This is a genomic window from Nocardia sp. bgisy134, assembly GCF_057708325.1.
The window spans coordinates 273,147-295,516 of sequence record NZ_JBYIRW010000008.1 but is presented as its reverse complement, the minus strand read 5'-3'; the positions used below and the strand labels follow the sequence as shown (position 1 = coordinate 295,516).

Sequence of the window (22,370 nt, the reverse complement as noted above, 5' to 3'; positions counted from 1 at the left end):
TCACGGTAGTAACCACCTTGGACGGTTACTTTGGGAGGGATCGTGACGGACCGCATGCTGCCCGCCGCCCAGCCGCTGTTCGTGCTGATGTGGAGCAGCGCCTTCATCGCCGGGATCGTCGGCGTGGGGGCCGCACCGCCGCTGCTCGTGCTCTTCGTGCGCTTCGTCGTCGCGGGCCTGCTGCTTTCGCTGTACGCGCGTGTCGTCGGCGCCGTGTGGCCCTGCGGCACGCAGTTGCGGCATGTGGTGATCGCGGGCCTGTTGATGCAGATCGTCCAGTTCGGCGCGTTCTATACGGCGATGAGCGAACACGTCTCGGCCGCGGTGATCGCGCTGGTCCAGGGACTGAATCCGGTGGTGATCGCGCTCTGCTCAGGGTTCATCGGCGAGACGGTCTCGGCCAGGCAGTGGTTCGGCTTCGGCATCGGCGGCATGGGCGTGGCCATGGCGGTGATCGACCAGTCGCACTTCTCGCTCGTCGGCCTGATCCTGTGCGTCGTCGGCTTGCTCGGCCTCAGCATCGGCACGATCTACCAGAAACGCTTCGTGCCGCAGGTGGATTCGCGCGCGGCGACCGCGGTGCACGTGGTGGCCAGCGCGCCGGTGGCCGGGCTGCTCGCGGTGGCGGGCGGTCAGCTGTCGGTCTCGGACACTGCTCGGTTCGCCGGGTCGCTCACCTGGATGGTTCTGGTGAATTCGATGGCGGCGTTCCTGCTGTTGAACGCGATGCTGCGGCGCTGGGACGCCACCAGGGTCGGCAGGCTGTTCTTCGCCACTCCCGCGGTGACGGCATTGCTGGCCTGGGTGTTGATCGGTGAACCGTTGCGCCCGTTGACACTTGCCGGTCTCGCGATCGGCCTCATCGGACTGGTGTTCGCCTCCCGCGGGCCGGCCGCCGCGCCGACGCGGCCTCGGCCCGTGGCCGTCCGATGACCACGCGCCGGATCACTTTGTCGCGCTGTGCCATTGCATGCCCCAGCGGTACGCCTCGTCGATTTTGCGCTGGGTTCCGTTGATGTACTGCACCTCTCGGTGCACCGTGATGCCGCGGCCGTTGTTCTGCAGCAGCGCGATGGCGCACGAACGGGCGCCGCTCACCGGGGAATCGAGGCGCATCTCGACCTGCGGTCCGTTGCTGGGGAACAGGGTGACCACTCCGTCGGCGGCGGCCCAGTTCGGCACGCCTTCGTAGATGAAGGCGAAAATCAGGATGCGCTTGAACAATTCGGGCCGCGCGAGATCGATGTGCATGTTCTCGCCAGCCGTGATGGCGCCGCTGCGATCGTCGCCGTCGAGCTGGATGTACGGCTCGTCCCGCAGGGATCCGAAATTGTCGCCCACCGCTTGTACGACGCCCTTGACGCCGTTGGCCAGTTCGTAGAGGCAGCCGAGATCGAGATCGACCGGCTTGGATCTGCGGAGGAATCCCTTGCCGCCACGCGACCAGTTCAGATTGACCCGCAACACCCCTTGCTGCTCACCGGGTTTGGTGAGGTTGATGCTCGGTGTCGCCTTGGACAACGTCACCTTCGGCAGACTCACACCGCCGGACTGCTGCTCGGACGCCATGCGCGATCCCCCTCGAAAAAGAGAAGCGGCAACGGCTTTCCTCCGCGGGGAGGGGCCGCTGCCGCTTCGAGTTCGTCGGCTGCCTGCCGGAAATCAGCCTACCGGGGTGACAGCTCGCTCGCTCTCGAGTTCTTCCTCGTCGCCACCCTCGCGCTTGTTGCGAATCACGCTGCTGACGAACGCGGCGCCGATGAACGCGACACCGATCCCACCGGTGATGAGCTCGTTGATGTGCACGCCGATCGAGACCAGCAGGATCGCCGCGAGCGCGCCGATCGCCCAGTGCGCGCCGTGCTCCAGGTACACGTACTCCGAGAGCGTGCCCTTGCGCACCAGGTACACCGTGATGGACCGGACGAACATGGCGCCGATCAAGCCGAGGCCGAGCGCGATGATGATCGGGTCGGAGGTGATGGCGAACGCGCCGATCACGCCGTCGAAGGAGAACGAGGCGTCGAGCACCTCGAGGTAGAGGAACAGGAAGAAGCCCGCTTTACCGGTGGCCTTGGCCAGTTCGGACGGGCCGCTGTGTTCCAGATCCTCGGTGTGGAACATGGAGCCGAGCCCGTCCACCGCGATGTAGGTGATCATGCCGAGCAGACCCGCGACCAGCACGGTGGCGCGCTTGTCGTCCGCGGCGACGAACTCGGCGGTCAAGATCAGGCCGAGGCCCGCGACGACGACCGAGAGCATGTCGAGCTTGCCCGCCTTGGCCAGCGGCCGCTCCAGCCAGCCGAGCCAGGTGATCTCGCGCTCTTCGAAGATGAAGTTCAGGAACAGCAGCGCTAGGAACATGCCGCCGAACGCCGCGATCTGCGGGTGCGCGTCGGTCAGCAGGGTCTCGTAGCTCGGGCTGCCGTCGGCGAAGTACGGCGCGTCGTCCGGCGGCGGGTTGAGCGCCAGGTCGAACGCTTCGACCGGGTTCAGGCCCGCGGTGATCCACACGATGGCGAGCGGGAACACCAGGCGCATGCCGAACACGGCGATCAGGACGCCGATGGTGAGGAAGATGCGCTGCCAGAACGCGCTCATTCGCTCCAGCACGGTGGCGTTGATGACAGCGTTGTCGAAGGAGAGCGAGACTTCGAGAATGCCGAGGATGGCGCACAGCGCCAGAGCGGTAGGGCCGCCGTACAGCAGCGCCACGGCGAGCGACACCACCGTGACGATGCCGGAGAGGCCGAAAATGCGCAGGACCACGCGGGGACCTTTCGTGATGGGGAACAGAAACGGCGAGATTGATACCAGCGTGGCCGTTGAACCGCCGGATGTCCAACGAATGCGCCCGGCGCAACAACTGCCCGGTCGCACGACGAGGGGGCTCGTCGACCGAGCCCCCTCGTATTGCGCGTGTCTTCGTTAGACGTTCACGCCGTAGTCACGGGCGATGCCGGCGAGGCCGGAGGCGTAGCCCTGGCCGATGGCGCGGAACTTCCACTCGGCGCCGTTGCGGTAGAGCTCGCCGAAGACCATGGCGGTCTCGGTCGAGGCGTCCTCGCTCAGGTCGTAGCGGGCGAGTTCGGTGCCGTTGCTGCGGTCCACGACACGGATGTAGGCGTTGCGCACCTGACCGAACGACTGCTGACGGGTGTCGGCGTCGTAGATCGAGACGGGGAAGAAGATGCTCTCGATGGTCGGCGGGGTGCTGGCCAGGTCGACGTTGATGACCTCGTCGTCGCCCTCGCCCTCACCGGTGCGGTTGTCGCCGGCGTGCTCGATCGCACCCTCGGGCGAGCGGAGGTTGTTGAAGAACACGAAGTGCTGGTCGCTCAGCACCTTCTTGTCGCCACCGGTCGCGATCGCGCTGGCGTCCAAGTCGAAGTCGGTACCGGTAGTGGTCCGAATATCCCACCCCAGGCCGACGGAAACAGCAGTCAGGTTAGGCGCCTCCTTGGTCAGCGAGACGTTGCCGCCCTTGGACAAACTGACACCCATGCGGGATCCCTTTCATTAGTCCGTCTGTGGTTCCCAGCATGTCCGAATCGCCGGGTACGACCTACGACAGTAGTAGGTTTCGGCGAACTTGCGTAGGAACTGGGGGAACCCCCGGCGAACAGGAAGATCTCCTACCATCGGGGCGTGGCAGGGCGTAGGCGGAGTTGGTTCCGGTCGTCCGGGAACAGCGAATGGATCGAGCAGGCGCGGACCCGGCTCGCGGACGCGTTTCTCGACATGGATCGGCGCCAGAGCGCGGCGGAGGCCGCAGTGCAAGCCTCGGAGGAAGTCTTCTCCGAGCGGGGGTCGGCGGCGGCCTGGGAGCCGGTGCGCGGGCGCTGCTACGACGCGGCGGGCGCGTATCTGGCGCTCACCGAGGAGCTCGAGGCGGCGCAGCGCGACGACACCGACCTCGCCGAAGGTCGGCAGCGGGCCGATGCCGTCACCAGGCAGCTGGTCGACGCGGCCCGCGCGGTGGACGAGTTCTATCGCGGCAATCAGGCGGGGCTCGAGCACGCCGTCGCGATCGTGCGGTCGGTGCCACAGCTGGCGCAGCAGGTCAAGGTCGCGGCCGCCGCGGTGCGCGGCCAGGCCGCCGACTCCGAGTACGCCGAATACCCCTCGGTGCGCCTGCGTGCCGTCGCCGTGGATGAGGCACTGGTCACACTGGAATCCGCAGGCAGCGGCTCCGGATCCGGCGTCGGCGCCGTCCGCGCGGCGGCGAATCGCCTGGAGGCGGCGACCAAGGAATTGGCAGAAGCGTTGGCGCAGGCCCCATCTCGGCTCGGCGCCGCGAATACGGCGCTCACCTCGGTGGATACCAGGTTGTCCGCGGTACGCAACCGGGCCGAGGGGGTGGGGCCCGCCTACTCGGCGCTGCTGCGCGAGTTCAATGCTGCGAGTTCGGCGGATCTGGCCAACAATGGGCGGGGATGCCAGCAAGCCATCGATGCCGCCGCCGACGCTCTCGCCAGGGCGCGCGCCGCATCGGTCGCGAAGAACCCGGAGTCAGCCCTTGAATTGACCTCTACCGCGCGGGGTGACCTCACCAGGGCCGAGCAGCTGATCGACGCCGTCACCAAGCGGCTCGAGCTGTTGCGTTCGGTTCGCGAGGACCCGCAAGACAAGGCCAAAGCCGTACGATTCAGACTGCGAGACGCACAGATGCTCGCGGTGAGCCGGGGGCTCGCGGGCGAATGGGGATCTGTGCTGGACGCGCAGGCCGAACGAATCGAAAGAATCACCGAAACACTGTCGGGGCGACACCCCGATTACTGGGCCTATGTGGCGGAACTCGATGCCGTCACCGAATTCATAGCCGGGGTAGTGGATCGAATGAGAAAGCAAGCAGGACCACGACGAGAATGAGGACGGAGCACCGATGACCGCTCCCGTCGCCATCCAGCAGGAAGTATCCCTGCGGAAGCGACTGCCGCTGCGCCACTTTCGGCAGCTGCAAGGCCCCGATGCCAGACATCTCTTCCACCGGCAGCCCGAGCCGTTCGGTGACAACGCCGACCGGGATCTGCTCGCGTACGGGCTGGGCGCCACGCTGTACGCGCCCGCTACCAGAGCCGACCTCGCCGACACGATCAGACGGCGCGCCGAGCGCGGCGTCTGCTCGATGGTGATCGATCTGGAAGACGCCGTCGCCGATCACGAGGTCGAACTCGCCAAGAGCCAGGCGGTCGCCGCGCTGGCGGAATTGGCGGCCGGCCCGGATCCCAACCCGCTGCTGTTCATTCGCGTGCGCGAGGCAGGCGCCATCGGCGAGATCGTCGACCGGCTCGGGGAGGGTGCGCCCGCGCTCACCGGATTCGTCTTCCCGAAGTTCGACAGCTCCACCGGCCTGGCCTACCTGGAGGCGCTCGAGTCCGCGGTCGAGCGTTTGCGGCGGCCGCTCTACGGGATGCCGGTGCTGGAATCGGCGGCGCTGGTGCACCGCCAGACCCGCGATCAGGAGCTGACGCACATCGCGGCGATGCTGGCCGAACACCGGGAGCGGGTGCTCGCGGTGCGGGTCGGCGCCACCGACATGTGCTCGACCTTCGGCATCCGCCGCGACCGCGACCTGACCATCTACGACGTGCGCGTGGTCGCCGACGTCATCGCCGACATCGTGAACTACCTGGGCCGCGCCGACGGGACCGGATTCGTCATCACCGGGCCGGTGTGGGAGTACTTCGCCGATCACGAGCGGATGTTCCGTCCGTTGCTGCGCACCGCGCCGTTCGAGGAGTCCGACGCGGTGCCTTTCCGGCAGTACCTGGTCAGCCGGGATCTGGACGGCCTGCTGCGCGAGATCACGCTGGACCGCGCCAACGGCATCCAGGGCAAGACGGTGATCCACCCGTCGCACGTCGCGGCGGTGCACGCGCTGTCGGTGGTGACGCACGAGGAGTACTCCGACGCGCTGGACATCCTCCAGGTCGACGTGGGCGGCGTGGCGGCCTCGGGCTACCGCAACAAGATGAACGAAATGCGCCCGCACCGCAGTTGGGCCCGCCAGACGCTGTTGCGGGCCAGGGTGTTCGGCGTGGCGAACAAGGGAGTGTCGTTCGTGGATCTGCTCACGGCGTTGGTGAAGGTATGAGTGGACCCTGGGCTACCCGAACACTCGGCATCGAACTGCATCACCTGTCCTGTCACGGCACGAGCTCCGATGGCGTGCTGCCCGCGGAGCTGTCGATCGAGATGCTGATCGAGCCAGGTCTGCGGCGTAATCCGCGCCGGGCGCACCTGCTGGTCTCGACGGTGCTCGGCAAGCACCTGCCCACCGACCCGGGGGTGGTGCTCGACGCGGGCAACCGACTCGGTGATCTGGTACGCGCCGTACTCGACGAGCGCGCGGGCGTTACGGGGGCGGATGCCGTCGTGCTGGGATTCGCCGAGACCGCAACGGGTCTCGGTCACACGGTGGCCGCGCGGATCGGGGCGCGATGCTATCTGCATTCGACGCGGCGCGACGTGCCGGAGGCCGACACCCTGGCCGGTTTCGAGGAGGGGCACTCGCACGCCACCTCGCACCTGCTGCAACCCGCGCCCGCCGAGATCTTCCGCAACGACCTGCCGCTGGTGCTGGTGGACGACGAAATCTCCACCGGGGCAACGGCGATCGACGCGGTGCGCGCACTGCACGAGTTCTCCCCACGCTCGCACTACGTGCTCGCCTCGCTGGTGGACATGCGCACCGCCGAGGATCGGGCCCTTTTCGAGAGCGCGGCGGCCGAGCTCGGCGCCCGCATCGATACCGTCTGCCTGGCCTCGGGTTTGACCAAGCTACCCGACGGCCTGATCGAAGCGGTCACCTCGATGCCCGATCCGACGCTGAATCCTGTGGCGCCGCAACGTGGTTCGTTCGGGCGGATCGAATTGCCGTGGCCCGATTCGGTGCCGGAGGGCGGGCGGCACGGCATCCTGCACGACGAGACGGCGGCCTTCGAATCGGCCGTCGCCGCGGCGGCCGCGGTGCTGGACGCGCGTCTGGCGATCGACGCGCCGGATCGACCGGTCATCGTGCTCGGCCACGAGGAGCTGATGTATCTGCCGCTGCGGTTGGCGGCGGCGCTGGCCGAGTCGGGCATTCCGACCCGGTTCCAGACCACGACCCGGTCGCCCGCCTACGTGCTGGACGAACCGGGGTACCCGCTGCGGCGCGGATTCCGTTTTCTCGCACCGGAACCCGATGCCGAAGCGCCGCGCTACCTCTACAACGCCTGCTGGCCCGAGGATTTCGACGCGGAACTGCGCGAGCTCACCGACGGCTCGTTCGAGACGGCCGACGGCGAGGGGGAGCGGGCCGCGGACGGTGGCTCCGCCGAGCCGATCCTGATCGTGGTGCTGGATCCACCCGCCGACACTCCGGAGCTCGTCGCCGAGGGCGGCCTGGTCGACGTGCTCACCGCGTCGGGGGCGGATGTGCTCGTCGCGCTCGTGCCCGGGGCCGATCCGCGTAAGTTGGACGTCGAGCGGCGTGCGAACGCGCAGGTCGCCGACGCCGACAGGGAGGCAGAGACGAACCGAGCGGTGGGATGGGAAACGATGGCGGAAGCGACACGGGAGCCTCGACCGTTCGAGCCCTTTCCCGCGCCCCTGTACGGTCCCGAGTTCGGGTCGTACGCGGCCGACGAGGTCCGCTGGCTGCTCAAGGATCTGTCCGACGCCGACCTCGAGGCCGACGTGGCCGAGCGGGAGCGTAGCATCCAAGCGGGCGTCGCGCACTACGCGGAATCGCTGCCGATCGAGTACCAGCCGGACGCCGCCTATCGCACTCTCTTCGACCAAGTGCTCGCCGAGAGCGCCGAACGGCTGGCGCTCGCCGTGGCCACGGTCTCGGAACTGGTGGTCGCCGAGCGCGGCGAGGACATCGTGCTCGTGTCGCTGGCGCGCGCGGGCACGCCGGTCGGGATCCTGATGAAGCGCTGGTTGCGCTCGGGTCGCGGCGCGGATTTGCCGAGCCTGGACGTGCCGCACTACGCGGTGTCCATCGTGCGCGACCGCGGCATCGACGCGGTCGCGCTGGATTACCTTGCCGAGCACCACGATCCGGCCTCGGTGGTGTTCGTCGACGGCTGGACCGGCAAGGGCGCGATCGCCAAGGAGCTGACCGAGGCGCTCGACGCCTATCACGCGGCGGGTGGCGCGCGGTTCGACGACCAGTTGGCCGTGCTCGCCGATCCCGGGCACTGCGTGCGAACCTACGGCACCCGCGACGATTTCCTGATCGCCTCCGCGTGCCTGAATTCCACAGTGTCAGGGCTCATTTCGCGGACCGTCCTGAACGACACGCTCATCGGGCCCGGCGATTTCCACGGCGCGAAGTTCTACCGCGAACTCGCGGGCGACGACGTCTCGAATCGTCTGCTCGACGCTGTGGACGGTGCCTTCGATGCCGTGCGCCCCTTGGTGCCCACCGAGCTGGCCGCGGTGCTCGGTTCCGACCGGACGCCCACCTGGACCGGCTGGTCCTCGGTGGAGCAGGTGCGTGCCGAATACGGCATCACCAGTGTGAATTTCGTGAAGCCGGGGGTCGGCGAGACCACCCGGGTGCTGCTGCGGCGCGTGCCGTGGCGGGTGCTGGTCCGCGAGGCCGACGCCCCAGAACACGCGCACATCCGGATGCTCGCTACCGCGCGCGGTGTGCCGGTCGAGGTCGTCCCCGATCTGGCGTATTCGTGCATGGGATTGATCAAGGAAGTACCGAAGTAGATGCTCCTGGTAAGACCGCGAAGACAAGCGCTAGTCGCCACCGATCTCGACCGCACGATGATCTACTCACGCAACGCCTTCAGCACCGCCGCGGAGGTGCCGACGGTGTGCGTCGAGCATCTGGAGGGCGCGCCGCTGTCGTTCATGACGACGGCGGCGGCGCTGCGCATGCAGACGCTCACCGAGCCTGCGGCCGTCATCCCGACGACCACGCGGACCATCAAGCAGTTCAACCGGATTCAGTTGCCGGGTGCGCCGTGGCGCTACGCCATCACCAGCAACGGTGGCAACATCCTGGTCGACGGCGTCCCCGACATGCGGTGGCGCATCGACATCGACGTGAAGGTCCGCCAGAGCGGCGCCACCCTCTCGGAGGTGAGCGCTGAACTGCGCGCCAGGATCGACGAGTCCTGGGTCTCCAAGTTCCGCGTCGCCGACCACCTCTTCTGCTATCTGGTGGTCAAACCCAAGGCGGTGCCCGAGGGATTCCTCGCCGAATGGGACGACTGGTGCCGCGAGCGCGGCTGGTCGGCCTCCCAGCAGGGCCGCAAGATCTACACGATGCCGCAGACGGTGTGCAAGAGCATCGCGGTGGCCGAGGTGCGCCGCCGCCTGAGGGAATCCGGCGAGCTCACCGACGAGGCGAAGACCTTCGCCGCGGGTGACGGCGCGCTGGACGCCGAGATGCTGCGCGCCGCCGACTCCGCCATCCGGCCGAGGCACGGCGAACTGGAACAACTCAACTGGACCAGCCCGAATCTCACCATCACCCGCGCCACCGGCATCCTCGCGGGCGAGGAGATCATCAATTGGTTCATCAAGGCGGCGCCCGCCGCCGAGTAGGCGGAGCTCCGCCTCTGCTCTGGCAGTGCGCCGGAGGCTGGACTTCGACCGACCGTGCCCGCTGCGGCACGGGACCGGCGCGGCGTGGGCGTCGCGCCGGTCGAGCGGTCTCAGTAGTGCTGCTGCTGACCCGCGAGCTGCTGGGCGACGACGGCCTGGATGCGTTGCAGGCCGCCGACGGTGACGCCGCTCTGGAGCTGGCCCTCGATGGTGCGCACCAGCACCGAATCGCTCATGACCTTTTCGCTGGATTGGATGAGCACCGTTCCCGCGCCGGTGAAGTCGAACTGCCGCTCCTCGCCGGAGTTCACGCCGAAGCGCGCCGCGCCCGCGGCCAGGAAGCTGGACACCCACTGGTGATCGTAGTGGTGGCTGGGGGAGGGGCAATCGGCCCAGCCGACCAGCGATTCCGGGTCCACCCGCAGTGGCGGTTCGGCGAACATCACCGGCCCGTTGGAGGAGGCGAGGAACTTGCCGGTGCCGATCAGGGTGAGGAAGCCGGGCACGATCGACTGCTTCAGCGCGAGACCCGGCTCGAAGGCGAGCAGGTTGGCCGCGCGGATGGTGAGGTTGCCGTCGTCGAGATCGTAGGAATTGATGTCGTAGCCGCGGTCGCCGATGATCAGCTTGCCGTGGCCCTCGGCCACCACGTAGTCGTTGGTGAACAGCGGCGCCGAGAACTGCTGCGACACCATGTGCATCAGCCCGCCGTGCAGGCCGTGGGTGAGCAGCTGGAAGTTCATCTGGCCGTAGTAGGCGATCATCGCGCCCTTGCGCATGAACCACGGCTTGTTCAGGTCGATGCAGTAGGCGTAGGTGTTCCCCGGGATGTTGTCGCTCTCGCCGAGCGTCATCGGGTTGTGGATCTGGGCCATGGTCACAACTTCTCTTCGGAGGCCTGCACGTAGACGACTCCCTGTCCGACGCAATGCAATTGCATCGCCTCGCCGGAGCCGCGCCCGACCGCGTCACGCCAGCTCAGCGCGGTCTTCAACTCGGTCTGCACATTGCCGTACGCGGCGACGAAAGCCTGCGGGTCCACCACGATCGGATTCGGACCGCCCACTTGGAGTTCCAGGAACCCGCCGTGCGCGAGCAGCACCGCGGCGCCGTGCCCGGACAGCTGGGTGGTGAACATGCCCTGGCCGGTGAGCGCGCCGGAGGCCGCGCCGCGCAGCGCGCCCATCAGCCCGCCGCCACCGCCGCCGCCGGAACTCGCCACCGAGACGATCGAACTCTGCAGCCCCGCGGTATTGGCAAGCAGCCGTGAGGCTTCCACTCGCAGCGACGCGCCAGGCTGCATCTGCACGACGTGCACCTCCAGCCCCGCGAAGCCGTAGTGCACCTGGCCGTTGCCCTGCGCGAGCATGGTGCGCTCGTGCTCGCCCGCCATCATGCGGCCCGCCATGCCCATCAGACCGCCGCCGCCCATGCCCTGCGCACCCGGAATCTGATGCGGCGCAAAGGAGATGTCGCCGGTGTAGAAGAGCATCGCGCCGCTGCGGGCGACCACGCCGCCCGCCATGCCGACGTCGACCTTGACGACCTTGCCGTTGACTTTCTCGAACATCCCCGGCCCCTTACCGTTCCGCAGGCTGGATCAACACGACGCCCTGGCCTTCCCAGCGCAGCGAGAACGCCTCGCCCGCATCCTGACCCACCATGGTCCGCCAGGAGACATCGGTGACGAAGGACTGGTTCAGATTGCCCTGCGCGGCGACGAACGCGTCCGGATCGACCACCAGCGGATATTGCGGCGACACCTCCAGATGGATCAGCGGCCCGCCCGCCGAGAGCAGCGCGACCTGTCCCTGTCCGGTGACGGTGGTGGTGAACAACCCGGCGCCGGTGGAGGCGCCGCGCAAACCCGCGAAACGCACGTCGGTGCGCAGATTCCCGGCGAAGGCGAGCAACTGCTGCGACTCCACCTGCAGGGTTTCGCCGTTCAGGTTCACCACCGACACGTGCTGACCGTTCACCGCGAAGAAGACCCTGCCGTGCCCGCCGCATTCCATCAGCGACAGCTTCTCGCCGGTGGCGCGTCGTTTGAGCCCGGCGAGCACGCCGTCGCCTCCGCCGAACCCGGCGGACTTGAACTGCACGTTTCCCTCGTAGGCGATCATCGACCCGGCTATCGCGCGGACACTCGTTCCGGCGAGATGAGCCTCGACCACCTTCTTCGACTGTTCGAAAAGTTGTGCCATCCGGTGTTTGCCCTGCTGTCTCGTTCGGGAACATGGGTCGTTGTCACGTTCCGCTGCTCGCGGTCACTGTAACGGACACACGAGGTTCGCAACGCCGTGCGCGACGTTTACTCCGGCGGTGGCAGGGCCGTTTCTCGTAGAGTGGCAACCGTACGCACCGACAAGCGAAGGGTCGACCTTGTCCGCAACTCTCGCCAAGGGCCAGAACGGTCCACTGGCCACCAACGACGTGGTGATCTCCGTCCAGCTGTCGGCACCGGCGGACCTGTCCGCGCTCCTGGTGACCGAGCGTGGCAAGGTCCGCTCGGACGCGGACTTCGTCTTCTTCAACCAGCCGTCCGGCCCCGGCGTGAACCTGCAGCCCGCACCGGCGGGTCAGCCCGCCTCGCTCGCCGTGTCGCTGAACGCGGTGCCCGCCGATATCGACCAGATCCGCGCGGTGATCACGCTCGACGACGCCTCCAGCAACTTCGGCAGGTCAGCGCCGCCGACCGCCGTCGTGTCCGACTCCAGCGGTAATCGGTTGTACGAGTACCGGATCGAAGGGCTCGACTCCGAGTCCATCGTGATCGCACTCGAGCTGTACCGCCGCCAGGGCTCCTGGAAGGTGCGCGCCGTCGGCCAGGGCTACGCGGGCGGTTTCGCCGCGCTCGTCACCGACCACGGCGTCACCGTCGACGAAGCGCCCGCGGCCCCGCCGCCGCCGACCCAGGCTGCGCCGCCGACCCAGGCCGCGCCGCCGACCCAGGCCGCGCCGCCGGCGCACTACCCGCCGCCGACGGCCCCGGCGCAGCAGTCGCCCCAGTACGCGTCCACCGGCTCCTACCCGCCGCCCAGCACCGGGTACGCGCCGCCGCCCGGCGGTGGCTACCCGCCGCCGCCGGGACCGGCCACTGCGCAGCAGCAAGGCACTGCGCCGCAGCAGGCCGCGCAGCCCACCGGCGAGGTGAGCCTGAGCAAGGACCGCCCGGTCAGCTTGCAGAAGGGTCAGCGCGTCACGCTGCGCAAGGAGGGCGGCCAGGCGCTGACCTTCGTGAAGATGGGTCTCGGCTGGGATCCGGTACAGAGCCGCGGGATGTTCGGCAACCGCACGGTCGATATCGACCTCGATGCCTCGGTGATCATGTTCGCCGACGCCAACCCGGCCGACTACGCCTATTACGGCCAGCTGTCGTCCAAGGACGGCTCGGTGCGTCACCAGGGCGACAACCTCACCGGCGAGGGCGAGGGCGACGACGAGGTCATCCTGGTCGACCTGACCAGGATTCCGGCGCACATCACCTCTCTGGTGTTCATCGTGACCTCCTACAAGGGCCACACCTTCGAGCAGGTGCGCAACGCGTTCTGCCGGCTCGTCGACGGATCCAACAACGCCGAACTCGCCAGGTACACCATGGCGGGCGGCATGCCGTTCACCGCGATGGCGATGGCGAAGGTGTTCCGGGTCGGCGGCGACTGGAAGATGCAGGCGCTCGGCGAGGGCTTCCAGGCCAAGCATCCGGGCGAGGCGATCCCCCAGCTGGGCCGCTTCCTCTGAGGAAGGCTCGTCGGGGGAACGCGCGAAGAGCATGGCAGACAACGTGATTCAACTGAAGGCAGGCCAGAACATCCCGCTCTCCGGCGAGGTGCTCCGGTTCGGCGTGAAAGCCGGTGCGGCGCTCGATGTTTCCGCGCTGGTGGTGGCGGAGAACCTGCGGGTTCGCGACGCGGCCGACTTCGTCTTCTACAACCAGCCGAGCACCGGCGGCGTCGCGCTGACCGGCGAAGAGGTGACCATCACCCTGGCCGAGGTGCGCGCCGACGCGAAGGCGGTGCTGCTGGTGGTCAGCGCCGATCCCACCGCGCCCGGCGGCGGCGAGCTCGGTCCGGTGACCGCGTCGCTTGCCGAGAACGGCGCTCTCACCGCCGAATTCGCGATCACGCCCGCCGCGGGAGAGGCTGCGCTGATCTGCCTCGAGGTCTATCGGCGCGGCGACGCGTGGAAGGTCCGCGCCGTCGGTCAGGGCTACGCCGGCGGGCTTCCGGTGTTGTTGCCCGCGCACGGCGTCGAGGTCTCCGGCGGCGCCGACGCGAGCGCGCACGCGCCGCATCCGGAGGGCGACCGCGCCGCCATCGCCGGTCCCCGGCAGTCCCAGCATCCGGCCGAGGCTCCCGTGCTGGAGGTCTCGCACGGGCTGGAACGTTTGTGGATGATCTTCGAGGACGCGGCGCGCTCGGCCGCCGCGCTCGTCTCGGCACGGGACTACGCCGCCAAACGGCTGGACGAGGAGCTCTCGGCCGCGGTCTCCGATCCCGCGACGAGGAACACGCCGGGCGCCGAGGCGAAACGCAAGGAGGCGCAACGGCGCAGCGACGAACTCGTCGCCGTCGCCGAGGGCAATCACCGGCGCGACAGCGAGCAGTTGATGCGCGAGCTCGCCGAGGCCGACCGGTTGCTGCCGCCCGCGCTGGCCTCCTGGTCGTCACCGGCATGGGAGGGCAACGCCAAGATCAGCGATGGCATCCGCCTCGGCGAGCTGTACGCGATCGAACGCGGCCCGCTGCGGATTCCGTACTGCGTACCGGTGCCGCTGACCCGGCCGCTGTGGATCGACACCGAGCGGTCGGCGGCGGTGGTTCCGGTGGTCGGCGCGCTGCTGGCGCGGCTGCTCGCGTCCGATCCCGGCAGGCGCACCCGCATCGATGTCATCGACCTGACCGGCGCGTTCACCGGACTGCTCGCACCGCTAGGACCGGTGCTGAACGGTCCGCCGATCACCGAGCACGGCGATATCTCGCCGCGCCTGCAAGCCCTGGTCGACGCCGCGGAACTCGCCGAGATGGCTTACACCAGTGGCGCTTTCACGCCACCCGCCGAGCATCGGGTGCTGCTGGCCGCCGACTTCCCGCACGGGTACCAGGCCTCCGACGCCCAGCGCATTTCGGCGCTGACCCTGCGCGGCGACCTGATCGGACTGTCCATCGTGATCGTCGGCAGCGACGAATCCGAATCGCCGGACGGGACCGTGGCCGCGCTCTCGCAGGCCTGCCGCCATCTGCCGACCGTCGAGGACACGCCGCTGTTCGATCCGTGGACCGGCAGCGCGTGGCAACTGGAACTGGATCTGCTGCCGCGAGATCCGCAGCTGGCGGCGAAGCTGTTGCGTTCGGAGTAGCGCCGCGGTTGCGTTCGCCGGTCGCGTCTGGCGAATCCACTTGCGGCGTAGGCGCGCTCGCAGCGGCACGCGGCCGACCGCTGCGATAGCGAATCAGCGATCTGGTCCGGAGCCGCTGCGGCAGTGTGTCAGGAGGTGGGCCCGGAGCCGCTGCGGTAGTGCGTCAGCCGGTGCGGGCGGGCCGTTGCGGCAGCGCCTCAACCGGTGCGGACGAGAGTCGCCTTGGGGCGCAACGGTTCCGGCAGCCAGGGCAGCAAGGGGTCGGCGGTGCGGTCGAATACGCCGCCCGCCGGGTCGTCCACGAAATCGCGGCGCACCAAGTCCTCGCCCGGCCAATAGATCTGCCGCACGATCAGCGCGCACAGTCCGATCACGGCGAGGTCGCGCAGGACGACGGTGCCGGTGAACCACTGCTCGGGCAGGCCTTTGCGGTCGAGGCCGAGGTAGTAGAACATGCGCGGCGCCCAGACCAGCGCGTCGATGGTCATCCAGGCCAACAGGATTCGGCGGTGCGGCAGCGCGAGGACGGCCAGCGGCACCAGCCACAGCGAATACTGGGGGCTCCACACCTTGTTCGTGAGCAGGAACGCGGCGACCACCAGGAAGCACAGCGGGGCGACGCGCGGGCGGCGCGGCGCGGTCAGCGCGATGTAGGCGACAGCGGCGCAGGCGACCACGAACAGGAGCAGCGAGACCGCGTTCAGAATGGACGGCGGCTCGCCGTGGTTCAGTTCGCCGTCGAAACCGGACCAGCCGGTGAACGAGGTGATCACGTTGTAGATGGAGTCCGGATCGGCGTGCCTGGTGGTATTGAGCCGGAAGAACTCCCGCCAGCCGTTCGGATACAGCAGCGCGATCGGCAGATTCACCGCCAGCCAGGTGCCCGCCGCGGCCACCACCGCGACGATGGCCGCGCCCAGCGGACGGAAGCCGAAGAACTGGATACGGTAGGGCGTTTCGCGCAGCCAGGTCAGCGCCGCGCGCCCGCTGTCGATATCGCGCAGGCGCAGTCCGATCCGGGTACTCGGCACCCGGTGCATCGGATCGACCCGCAGGCACAGCACCACGATCGGGCCGAGCAACAGCAGCGGATAGAGCTTCGCCGCGCCGCCGAGCCCGAGCAGCACACCGGCGAGCACCGGCCTGCGCCGCGCCCAGGCGAGCAGGCCGGTGGCGGCGAAGGCGGTCGCCAGCGCGTCGAAGTTGGTGAACGCGTGCACGATCACCAGCGGCGAGCACGCGACGAGCGCCGCGTCCCAGATCCGGCGCCCGGCGAGCAGCGCGGAGGCCCACACGGTCACCAGCCAGGCCATGGCGAGGCCGAACGCGACGACGTTGAAGTAGATGACCACCTGGAGCGCGCCGGGCAGCGGCAGCGTGTCCCATGTCTTGGCGAGCTGCATGGACACGTACTGGTACAGGCCCGAAAGCACCGGGTATTCCATGTACCTGGTCTCGCGACCGCCGTCCGGGGTCTGCTCGACCCAGGCCTTCTTGTACGGGAACGCACCTTCGTCCAGGCGTTCGGCGCCGTACAGCGGCACCGTGTCCGAGTAGCACATCGCGATGTACTGGCGGCCGTTGTTCCAATCCAGCGTCAGCGAGCCGTCGCCCGCCTCGGTCTGCTGGATGCAGCCCGCCTTGGTGGCCCAGCCCAGCGCCAGGAACACCACGGTGAAGGCGAGGATCACCCGCAGCGGCGTCCAGAACCGGACCCGGCCGATCAGCGCGTGATCGCCCACCGGCCCGCCGACGACGCTGCTGAGCTGCGCGGCGAGGGAATCGTTGCGGCTCGGGCGATCCCGCGCGTCGGCCGAGCGCAGGTCCGGCGCCAGCGGCGCGGGCGCCGCGTAGTGTGTCCCGCCGCCCGAGCCCCCGCCGGAGCGCGCGGCCTGGCCTGTCCGCACGTCCACCACTTGCTGATCGGTCACGGAACCCGAGCCTAATAGGTGCGGTCGAGCCGACCTACGCCCCTGCTCGGCGCGAGTGCGTGTGTCCCCGCGGCACTCGGCCGCTGGGAGCCGGTGTTGCCTCGTAACCGTATTCAGAGTTGTTGCCGTTGTTATAATTACGGTGATCGGCTGTGCAACGGGAGGAAGCCGATCTTCGAGAAGAGGGGTGGGAATGCTCAAGAAATTGCTGACGGTCGTCGCCATCGCGAGCGCTGCGGTCTTCGGACTCGCGGGGAACGCATCGGCCGGGTATCCGTCGTATGCGGAGTGCCTGACCTGGGCAGGCGTCCGCGACAGGTGCGTCAAGGTCGGGGAGGGCAACTGGGTCGTCCTCGAGGGCTACGGCTCTTACTCCGAGTGCCTGACCTGGGCTGGTGTGCACGATCGCTGCTATCAGGACCCGAACGGGTTCTGGTACATCACCAGAGTCTGATTTCGGAGCGGCCAGGCCTGCGGCGTGGCGTCGTTGTGGAAGACGACCGCTCCATCAGTCGCTGACCTGGACAATCGGCGAGGCCGCCCGGAGGATTCCTCCGGGCGGTCTCGCCGGTCTCAGCTGCTTGCCTAACGGCTGCGAGTGGGTTGAGGGCTGGAGCCCTCTTCCTGGCCGCTGTTTCCGTTTCCGCCGCCGTTTCCGGTTCCGCCCGGACGCGGCGAGCCCGTTTGGGTCGGCGAGCTGCCATCGGTCGGCGCGACCGGCTGGCCGGGCAGCGGGCCCGGGTCCTGCTCACGTTGTTGCTGCTGCTGCGGACGCGGGTTGGGCTGCACGCCGGGGACCGGGATGGTGATGCCGGGCAGGATCTCCACCTGGGTCGGCGCGATCACGACCGGCGGCGCCGGGGCGTCGACCGTCGACGGCGGGGTGTAGGGCGCGGTCCACTCGGGAACGCCCGCCTGGCCCTTGATCGGCGCGGGCTTCGGGAAGGTCTCGGTCGGCGTGCCCTGCAGCGCACCGTCCATGGTGGACTTCCAGATGTCCGACGCCAGGCCGGAACCGTAGATCATGCCGCCCGCGTAGTTGCGCAGCGGCGAGTTGTCCACGCTGCCGACCCACACGGCGGTGGACAGCGATGGCGTGTAACCGACCATCCAGGTGTCCTTGTTCTCGCCGGTGTCGAGCAACTGCGCGGTGCCGGTCTTGGCCGCCGATTCGCGACCGCCTGCCAGGCCGTGGTTGCGCGAGTAGCCCGCGATCGGCTTCATCGCCGCGGTCACGTTGTCGGCGACGGCCGCCGAGACGCGCTGTTCGCCCGCAACGTCGCCGCGGTCGAGCAGCACCTGGCCGTCGGCGGTCACCACCCGCTGCACGAAGTGCGGCGCGTGGTACATGCCGGAGGCCGCCAGCGTGGCGTAGGCGGAGGCCATATCGAGCGCGCGGGCCTGGTACTGGCCGAGCACGATGCCGTTGTTCGGGCCCGCGCCGCCCGGCTCGGACAGCGTCTTGCCGACGCCGGGCAGCTCCTCGGGAATGCCGAGCTTGTGGCCCATGTCCGCGATCTTCTGCGGACCGTTGCCCATGTCCAGCTGCATGCGGTAGAAGCTGGTGTTCAGCGAACGCTTGAGCGACTCGGCGATGGTGCACATGCCGCAGGACTCGCCCTCCACGTTGGTGATCTTGATGCCGTTCACCGTCAGCGGCGAGCTGTCGTACATCTGCGACAGCGGAATGCCCTGTTCGAGGTTCGCGGCCAGGCCGACCACCTTGAACGAGGAACCGGTCTGCAGCGGCGCGTTGGCGAAGTCGTAGCCCTGGCCGTCGTTGCCGCCGTAGTAGGCGCGCACCGCGCCGGTGCGCGGGTCGATCGACACCACCGAGGTCCGCAGCTGCTCGGGCTCGCCCTGCATCTTGCTCGTCGCGGCGTCGACCGCGGCCTGCTGCGCCTTCGGATCGATGGTCGTGGTGATCTGCAGACCGGCGGTGTTGAGCTGCTGTTCGCTGATGCCCGCGGACGCGAGCTCCTCGAGCACCTGGGTCTTGATCAGGCCCTCGGGTCCGGAATCCAGCGTCTTGTCCTGGGTCTGCGCGAGGGGGCTCACCTGCGGGTACTGCATGCCCTGCCGGTCGGTGGCCTTCAGGTTGCCGCCGTCGACCATGCCGTCGAGCACGTAGCCCCAGCGCGTCTTGGCGCCCTCCGGGTTCTTCTCCGGATCCAGCAGCGAGGGCAGCTGGATGGTGGCGGCCAGCACCGCGCCCTCGGCGACGGTCAGATCCTGCACCGGCTTGTTGAAGTAGGCCTTGGATGCGGCGTCGATGCCGTAGGCGCCGCGACCGAAGTAGATGGTGTTCAGGTAGGCGGCGAGGATCTCGTCCTTGCTCCACTGCCGCGCCATCTTCGCGGAGATCACCAGCTCGTGCATCTTTCGGGTGAGCGAGCGCTCGTCACCGACCAGCGCGTTCTTCACGTACTGCTGGGTGATCGTCGAGCCACCGCCCGCGCTCTCCTTGCCGAGGACGTTGTCGCGGGCCGCGCGCACGAAGCCGGAGATGGAGAAGCCAGGGTTGGTGTAGAAATCCCGGTCCTCGGCCGCGATCACGGCGTTGCGCACGTGCGGCGGGATCTGCTCGATGGTCACGTCGGTGCGGTTGCCCTGTGGCGGGACCACCTTGCTCAGCACCGTGCTGCCGTCCTCGGCGTAGATCATCGCGACCTGGTTGGTCTTCAGATCACCGGGCTGCGGCACCGACACCGTGGAGTAGGCGACCAGGAAGACGGCGCTCGGCACCACGATGGCGAGGGCGATGAGTACGTAGAGCGTCCGGCGGATCATCTTCCAAGGAATCCTCTTCGCGCCTGGCCGCTTACCCGCTCCGCCGGAACCACCGTCACCGCCGCCGTTGCGGCGCGGCGGCGGACCCGAAGGGGGCTGGCCGGACTGGGCGCGGCGCTCACCGGTGGCGGGACCGTTCGGACGACGGTCGCGGTCGATCGCGGGCCGCTGGCCGGTGTTCGGCCGCGCGCCGCCCGCGGGACGGACGGCGGCGCTCGGACCGGATCGCCGATCGCGCTCGGCGACCGCCTCGCTCAGCGAGCTGGGCCGGGGCGCGCCCTGCGGATTCTGACCGGGCCGCTGAATGCGCTGGGTCGCGCCGGCGGCGCCACCGGGCGCGGCGTTGGGCTGCGGACGACCCTCCGGCGGGCGACCCTCGGGCGGGCGGCCTTGTGGAGGACGGCCCTGCGGGGGACGACCTTGTGGGGGACGACCCTGCGGCGGCGGGCCGGGACGATGCGGCGGCTGCGGGCCACCGTTGGGGCCACCCTGAGGTGTGCCGGGACGCGGGCCACCCGGCCGCGGACCGCCCGGTGGCGGTAGCGGGCGGAAACCGGGAGGGGGCGCCTGGCGCTGGCCTGGAGTCGGGTTCGGAGCCGGTTGTGAACTTCGCTGAGTACGGCCGCCGTGCGGTTCATCGCCGTAGGGGGAAGTCTCGTAGGGCGAATTCACTGACAAGATCTCCATAACTCGTATCGGTCAGGCTGGCTGGGTGCGGTCACGGGCACCGCGGCGGACACGTGCAGGCTCCGCATGTCACCCGACTGGCAGATGACCAGGCACATCACTCGGCGGCGGTACGTCGGTTCGCTCGCGTACCCGTACGGCGACGCGTGGGCGCCGGGGCGTTGCCGAGCACATAGGACTGCACCAGATGATTCCAGCTGCAGCTCCGGCATACCTCGACGACATGCACCGAGAACTCCTCGCGAGTCTCGGCGAGGCGCGTCAGCTCCTCCGGTGTGCGAGCCGAACCAGCCACCGGTCCGAGGCCGTCGCCGTAGACCCAGGATACGAGGGTGAGCTGTTCTTTCCGGCAGATAGGGCACGTGACCTCGCTCCCCCGGCCGTGGAACTTCGCCGCACGCAGGAGATAGGGATTTGCATCACATACCTCGGCGACATCGACCCGGCCCGCATAGACGTCAGCCAGCAGCGACCGGCGCCGGAGCGCGTAGTCGACCACCTGCCGCTGAATTCGCACGCCAACCAGAGTAGCGGGGTACGGGCGCTGACGCCTCGCTCCGCTCGCCTTACGTAGGCCACACCGGACATCGATTCGCGACCCGGAGCGCTTCGCTTTCCGGGTCGACCTGCACCTATCACTGTGTCGCTCGGCGAGGACGCCTAGCTTCCCTCGGCTTGTCCAGTCCGCACGAGGCGCAGATCCGTGACATTTATTGCACATGTCGCGTCGCTTCGCTCGGCATCCGGCGTCCGCGGTGGACGGTGGTTCAGGACAAGGCGATCCGTTCCGTGTTGTACAGGGGGCTTACGGAGGCCGCCGCGGGACTCGGTTCGTGACTCGGGCGCGCCGCATTTCCTCGGCGACGTGCACGAATCGATGCCGTGCATGGTGCTCGCCTCCTTCGGTTTCGCGGGAACCGTTCCCGGTGGGCATGTTCTGTTTACGATTCGTGTGTGTCCACCGGGAGCAACGGGCGCATGCGAGCGCGTGATCTGGACCGCGTGAACGCATGCGGTCTGTTGGATGCGGCCTACGCGGAGGGGCAGCTCGGGGCCGACGAGTATCACGACCGCACGGCGAAAGCGGGGCGCGCCAAGACCGTCGGTGAGCTGGCGCGCCTGACGAGCGACCTGCAAGTTCCCGCTGCCGCCGGTGATCTGGCGCCGGGCGGGTCGGCGAAGACGCGGAAACCTTTGCGGCGGGCGCGAACCCGCGCCAGTTATCCGGACCACACCAGGGCGCGGAATGCCGATCGTGCCAACACGATTCGGGTGCTCGACGACGCGCACGGCGAAGGGCAGCTGGACGCGGACGAGCACCAGGCGCTCACCGAGCTGGCTTCCGAGGCGAAAACCCTCGGTGATCTCGGCGAATTGGTGGCCGATGTGCAACGCGCCGCCGCGGCGTCGCCGCCGAGTCCTCCGCATTCGCGCCGGAATCTGCGGTTCCGTGCCGCGGTGGGCGTCGTGGCCGTGCTCGGAGTCTGGGCCGGGTATTTCGCCGCGGGACGCGACGACAGCGAGGTCCCGGCGCAGGCCGTCCCCGTCGAGCTGGGCACGGTGCAGCCGCTGGTGCTGCCGAGGCCCGAGCTGTACACCGTCGCCGGGATGACGCTCTACCGCGACAAGTACCGGGAGAAGTTCGGCGACACCCTCGTCGACGAGCTCTGGCTGCACAAGGATTTCGCATCGGTGCAGCGCATCGCGCCGGAGGGGCCGCAGTGGTCGGTCGACTGGGACTACTGGGGCGGATTCACCCAGCACGACAATCTCATCACCACGCGCAGGCCGGACACGCGCAGCGTGGACCTGGCCACGCTGAACGTCGAGGCGATCGGCGCGGTGCTCGCCACGGCGCCGGCGATGACCAAGGTGCCCGGCGGTGTCGTCGACTCCATCGAGATCTCCGCCGACGGTTCCAGCGCGGGCAACGCCAGGCCCCTCGTAGAGATCCGCGTGCGCAACGACCGCAGCCAGCACGGCAGCGTCGTGATCTCGCCGTCGGGTGAGGTGCTGAAGGTCAGGGAGGTCGGATGACCGGCGAGGGG

The 22,370-nt window shown here is 68.8% G+C and carries 18 protein-coding genes; 9 read left to right on the top strand and 9 right to left on the bottom strand.

Annotated features, from left to right (window positions below; all coding sequences use genetic code 11):
• Positions 1-42 precede the first annotated feature (42 nt).
• Complete coding sequence (locus tag AC3ERS_RS16990) at positions 43-933, top strand: DMT family transporter (protein ID WP_431968515.1); 891 nt, start codon at positions 43-45, stop codon at positions 931-933.
• 12 nt (positions 934-945) lie between these two features.
• On the opposite strand, the gene AC3ERS_RS16985 is transcribed toward AC3ERS_RS16990, so the two are convergent.
• The 3 genes from AC3ERS_RS16985 to AC3ERS_RS16975 all read right to left on the bottom strand — a co-directional run bounded on the left by AC3ERS_RS16985 (position 946) and on the right by AC3ERS_RS16975 (position 3,504).
• Positions 946-1,569: a TerD family protein gene (locus AC3ERS_RS16985; RefSeq protein WP_431968513.1), complete on the bottom strand. Its 624-nt coding sequence runs from the start codon at positions 1,567-1,569 to the stop codon at positions 946-948.
• 93 nt (positions 1,570-1,662) lie between these two features.
• Positions 1,663-2,769 (bottom strand): DUF475 domain-containing protein, encoded by a 1,107-nt coding sequence (locus tag AC3ERS_RS16980; protein ID WP_431968511.1) that lies wholly within the window; start codon positions 2,767-2,769, stop codon positions 1,663-1,665.
• Positions 2,770-2,928: 159 nt separating this feature from the next.
• Entirely contained in the window at positions 2,929-3,504 is a 576-nt protein-coding gene (locus AC3ERS_RS16975) for a TerD family protein (protein WP_431968509.1), read from the bottom strand.
• Positions 3,505-3,648: 144 nt separating this feature from the next.
• Between AC3ERS_RS16975 and AC3ERS_RS16970 the strand changes: the two genes are divergently transcribed.
• The 4 genes from AC3ERS_RS16970 to AC3ERS_RS16955 are packed head-to-tail and all read left to right on the top strand — an operon-like array spanning position 3,649 to position 9,555.
• Entirely contained in the window at positions 3,649-4,872 is a 1,224-nt protein-coding gene (locus tag AC3ERS_RS16970) for a hypothetical protein (RefSeq protein WP_431968507.1), read from the top strand.
• 13 nt (positions 4,873-4,885) lie between these two features.
• A complete protein-coding gene (locus AC3ERS_RS16965; RefSeq protein WP_431968505.1) occupies positions 4,886-6,097 on the top strand; it encodes an HpcH/HpaI aldolase/citrate lyase family protein in 1,212 nt (403 codons plus the stop codon).
• Positions 6,094-8,712 carry a phosphoribosyltransferase domain-containing protein gene (locus tag AC3ERS_RS16960; protein WP_431968503.1) on the top strand — a complete coding sequence of 873 codons (2,619 nt, stop codon included), beginning with the start codon at positions 6,094-6,096 and terminating at the stop codon, positions 8,710-8,712. The genes AC3ERS_RS16965 and AC3ERS_RS16960 overlap by 4 nt, the downstream gene beginning before the upstream one ends.
• A gap of 57 nt (positions 8,713-8,769) precedes the next feature.
• Positions 8,770-9,555, top strand: coding sequence for an HAD family hydrolase (locus tag AC3ERS_RS16955; RefSeq protein ID WP_431968501.1), 786 nt, complete (start codon positions 8,770-8,772; stop codon positions 9,553-9,555).
• Positions 9,556-9,665: 110 nt separating this feature from the next.
• Here the strand turns inward: AC3ERS_RS16955 and AC3ERS_RS16950 are convergent, their stop codons facing one another.
• Genes AC3ERS_RS16950 through AC3ERS_RS16940 form a run of 3 tightly spaced genes read right to left on the bottom strand, consistent with a single transcriptional unit; the run spans position 9,666 to position 11,759 of the window.
• Positions 9,666-10,430: an AIM24 family protein gene (locus AC3ERS_RS16950; protein WP_431968565.1), complete on the bottom strand. Its 765-nt coding sequence runs from the start codon at positions 10,428-10,430 to the stop codon at positions 9,666-9,668.
• 2 nt (positions 10,431-10,432) lie between these two features.
• Entirely contained in the window at positions 10,433-11,125 is a 693-nt protein-coding gene (locus AC3ERS_RS16945) for an AIM24 family protein (protein WP_431968499.1), read from the bottom strand.
• A gap of 10 nt (positions 11,126-11,135) precedes the next feature.
• Positions 11,136-11,759 carry an AIM24 family protein gene (locus tag AC3ERS_RS16940; RefSeq protein ID WP_431968497.1) on the bottom strand — a complete coding sequence of 208 codons (624 nt, stop codon included), beginning with the start codon at positions 11,757-11,759 and terminating at the stop codon, positions 11,136-11,138.
• A 178-nt stretch (positions 11,760-11,937) separates the two neighbouring features.
• On the opposite strand from AC3ERS_RS16940, the gene AC3ERS_RS16935 reads away from it, so the two are divergent.
• Both AC3ERS_RS16935 and AC3ERS_RS16930 read left to right on the top strand, forming a co-directional pair.
• Positions 11,938-13,296 carry a TerD family protein gene (locus AC3ERS_RS16935; protein WP_431968495.1) on the top strand — a complete coding sequence of 453 codons (1,359 nt, stop codon included), beginning with the start codon at positions 11,938-11,940 and terminating at the stop codon, positions 13,294-13,296.
• Between the two features lie 31 nt (positions 13,297-13,327).
• Positions 13,328-14,914 carry a TerD family protein gene (locus AC3ERS_RS16930; RefSeq protein ID WP_431968493.1) on the top strand — a complete coding sequence of 529 codons (1,587 nt, stop codon included), beginning with the start codon at positions 13,328-13,330 and terminating at the stop codon, positions 14,912-14,914.
• A 197-nt stretch (positions 14,915-15,111) separates the two neighbouring features.
• Here the strand turns inward: AC3ERS_RS16930 and AC3ERS_RS16925 are convergent, their stop codons facing one another.
• Entirely contained in the window at positions 15,112-16,845 is a 1,734-nt protein-coding gene (locus AC3ERS_RS16925) for a glycosyltransferase family 87 protein (protein ID WP_431968491.1), read from the bottom strand.
• 193 nt (positions 16,846-17,038) lie between these two features.
• Between AC3ERS_RS16925 and AC3ERS_RS16920 the strand changes: the two genes are divergently transcribed.
• Positions 17,039-17,299 (top strand): hypothetical protein, encoded by a 261-nt coding sequence (locus AC3ERS_RS16920; protein ID WP_431968489.1) that lies wholly within the window; start codon positions 17,039-17,041, stop codon positions 17,297-17,299.
• A 131-nt stretch (positions 17,300-17,430) separates the two neighbouring features.
• On the opposite strand, the gene AC3ERS_RS16915 is transcribed toward AC3ERS_RS16920, so the two are convergent.
• A complete protein-coding gene (locus tag AC3ERS_RS16915) occupies positions 17,431-19,635 on the bottom strand; it encodes a transglycosylase domain-containing protein (RefSeq protein ID WP_431968487.1) in 2,205 nt (734 codons plus the stop codon).
• Positions 19,636-20,419: 784 nt separating this feature from the next.
• Positions 20,420-20,839 carry a DUF5318 domain-containing protein gene (locus AC3ERS_RS16910; RefSeq protein ID WP_162272772.1) on the bottom strand — a complete coding sequence of 140 codons (420 nt, stop codon included), beginning with the start codon at positions 20,837-20,839 and terminating at the stop codon, positions 20,420-20,422.
• A gap of 437 nt (positions 20,840-21,276) precedes the next feature.
• Between AC3ERS_RS16910 and AC3ERS_RS16905 the strand changes: the two genes are divergently transcribed.
• Entirely contained in the window at positions 21,277-22,359 is a 1,083-nt protein-coding gene (locus AC3ERS_RS16905) for a DUF1707 SHOCT-like domain-containing protein (RefSeq protein WP_431968485.1), read from the top strand.
• Positions 22,360-22,370: the final 11 nt, after the last annotated feature.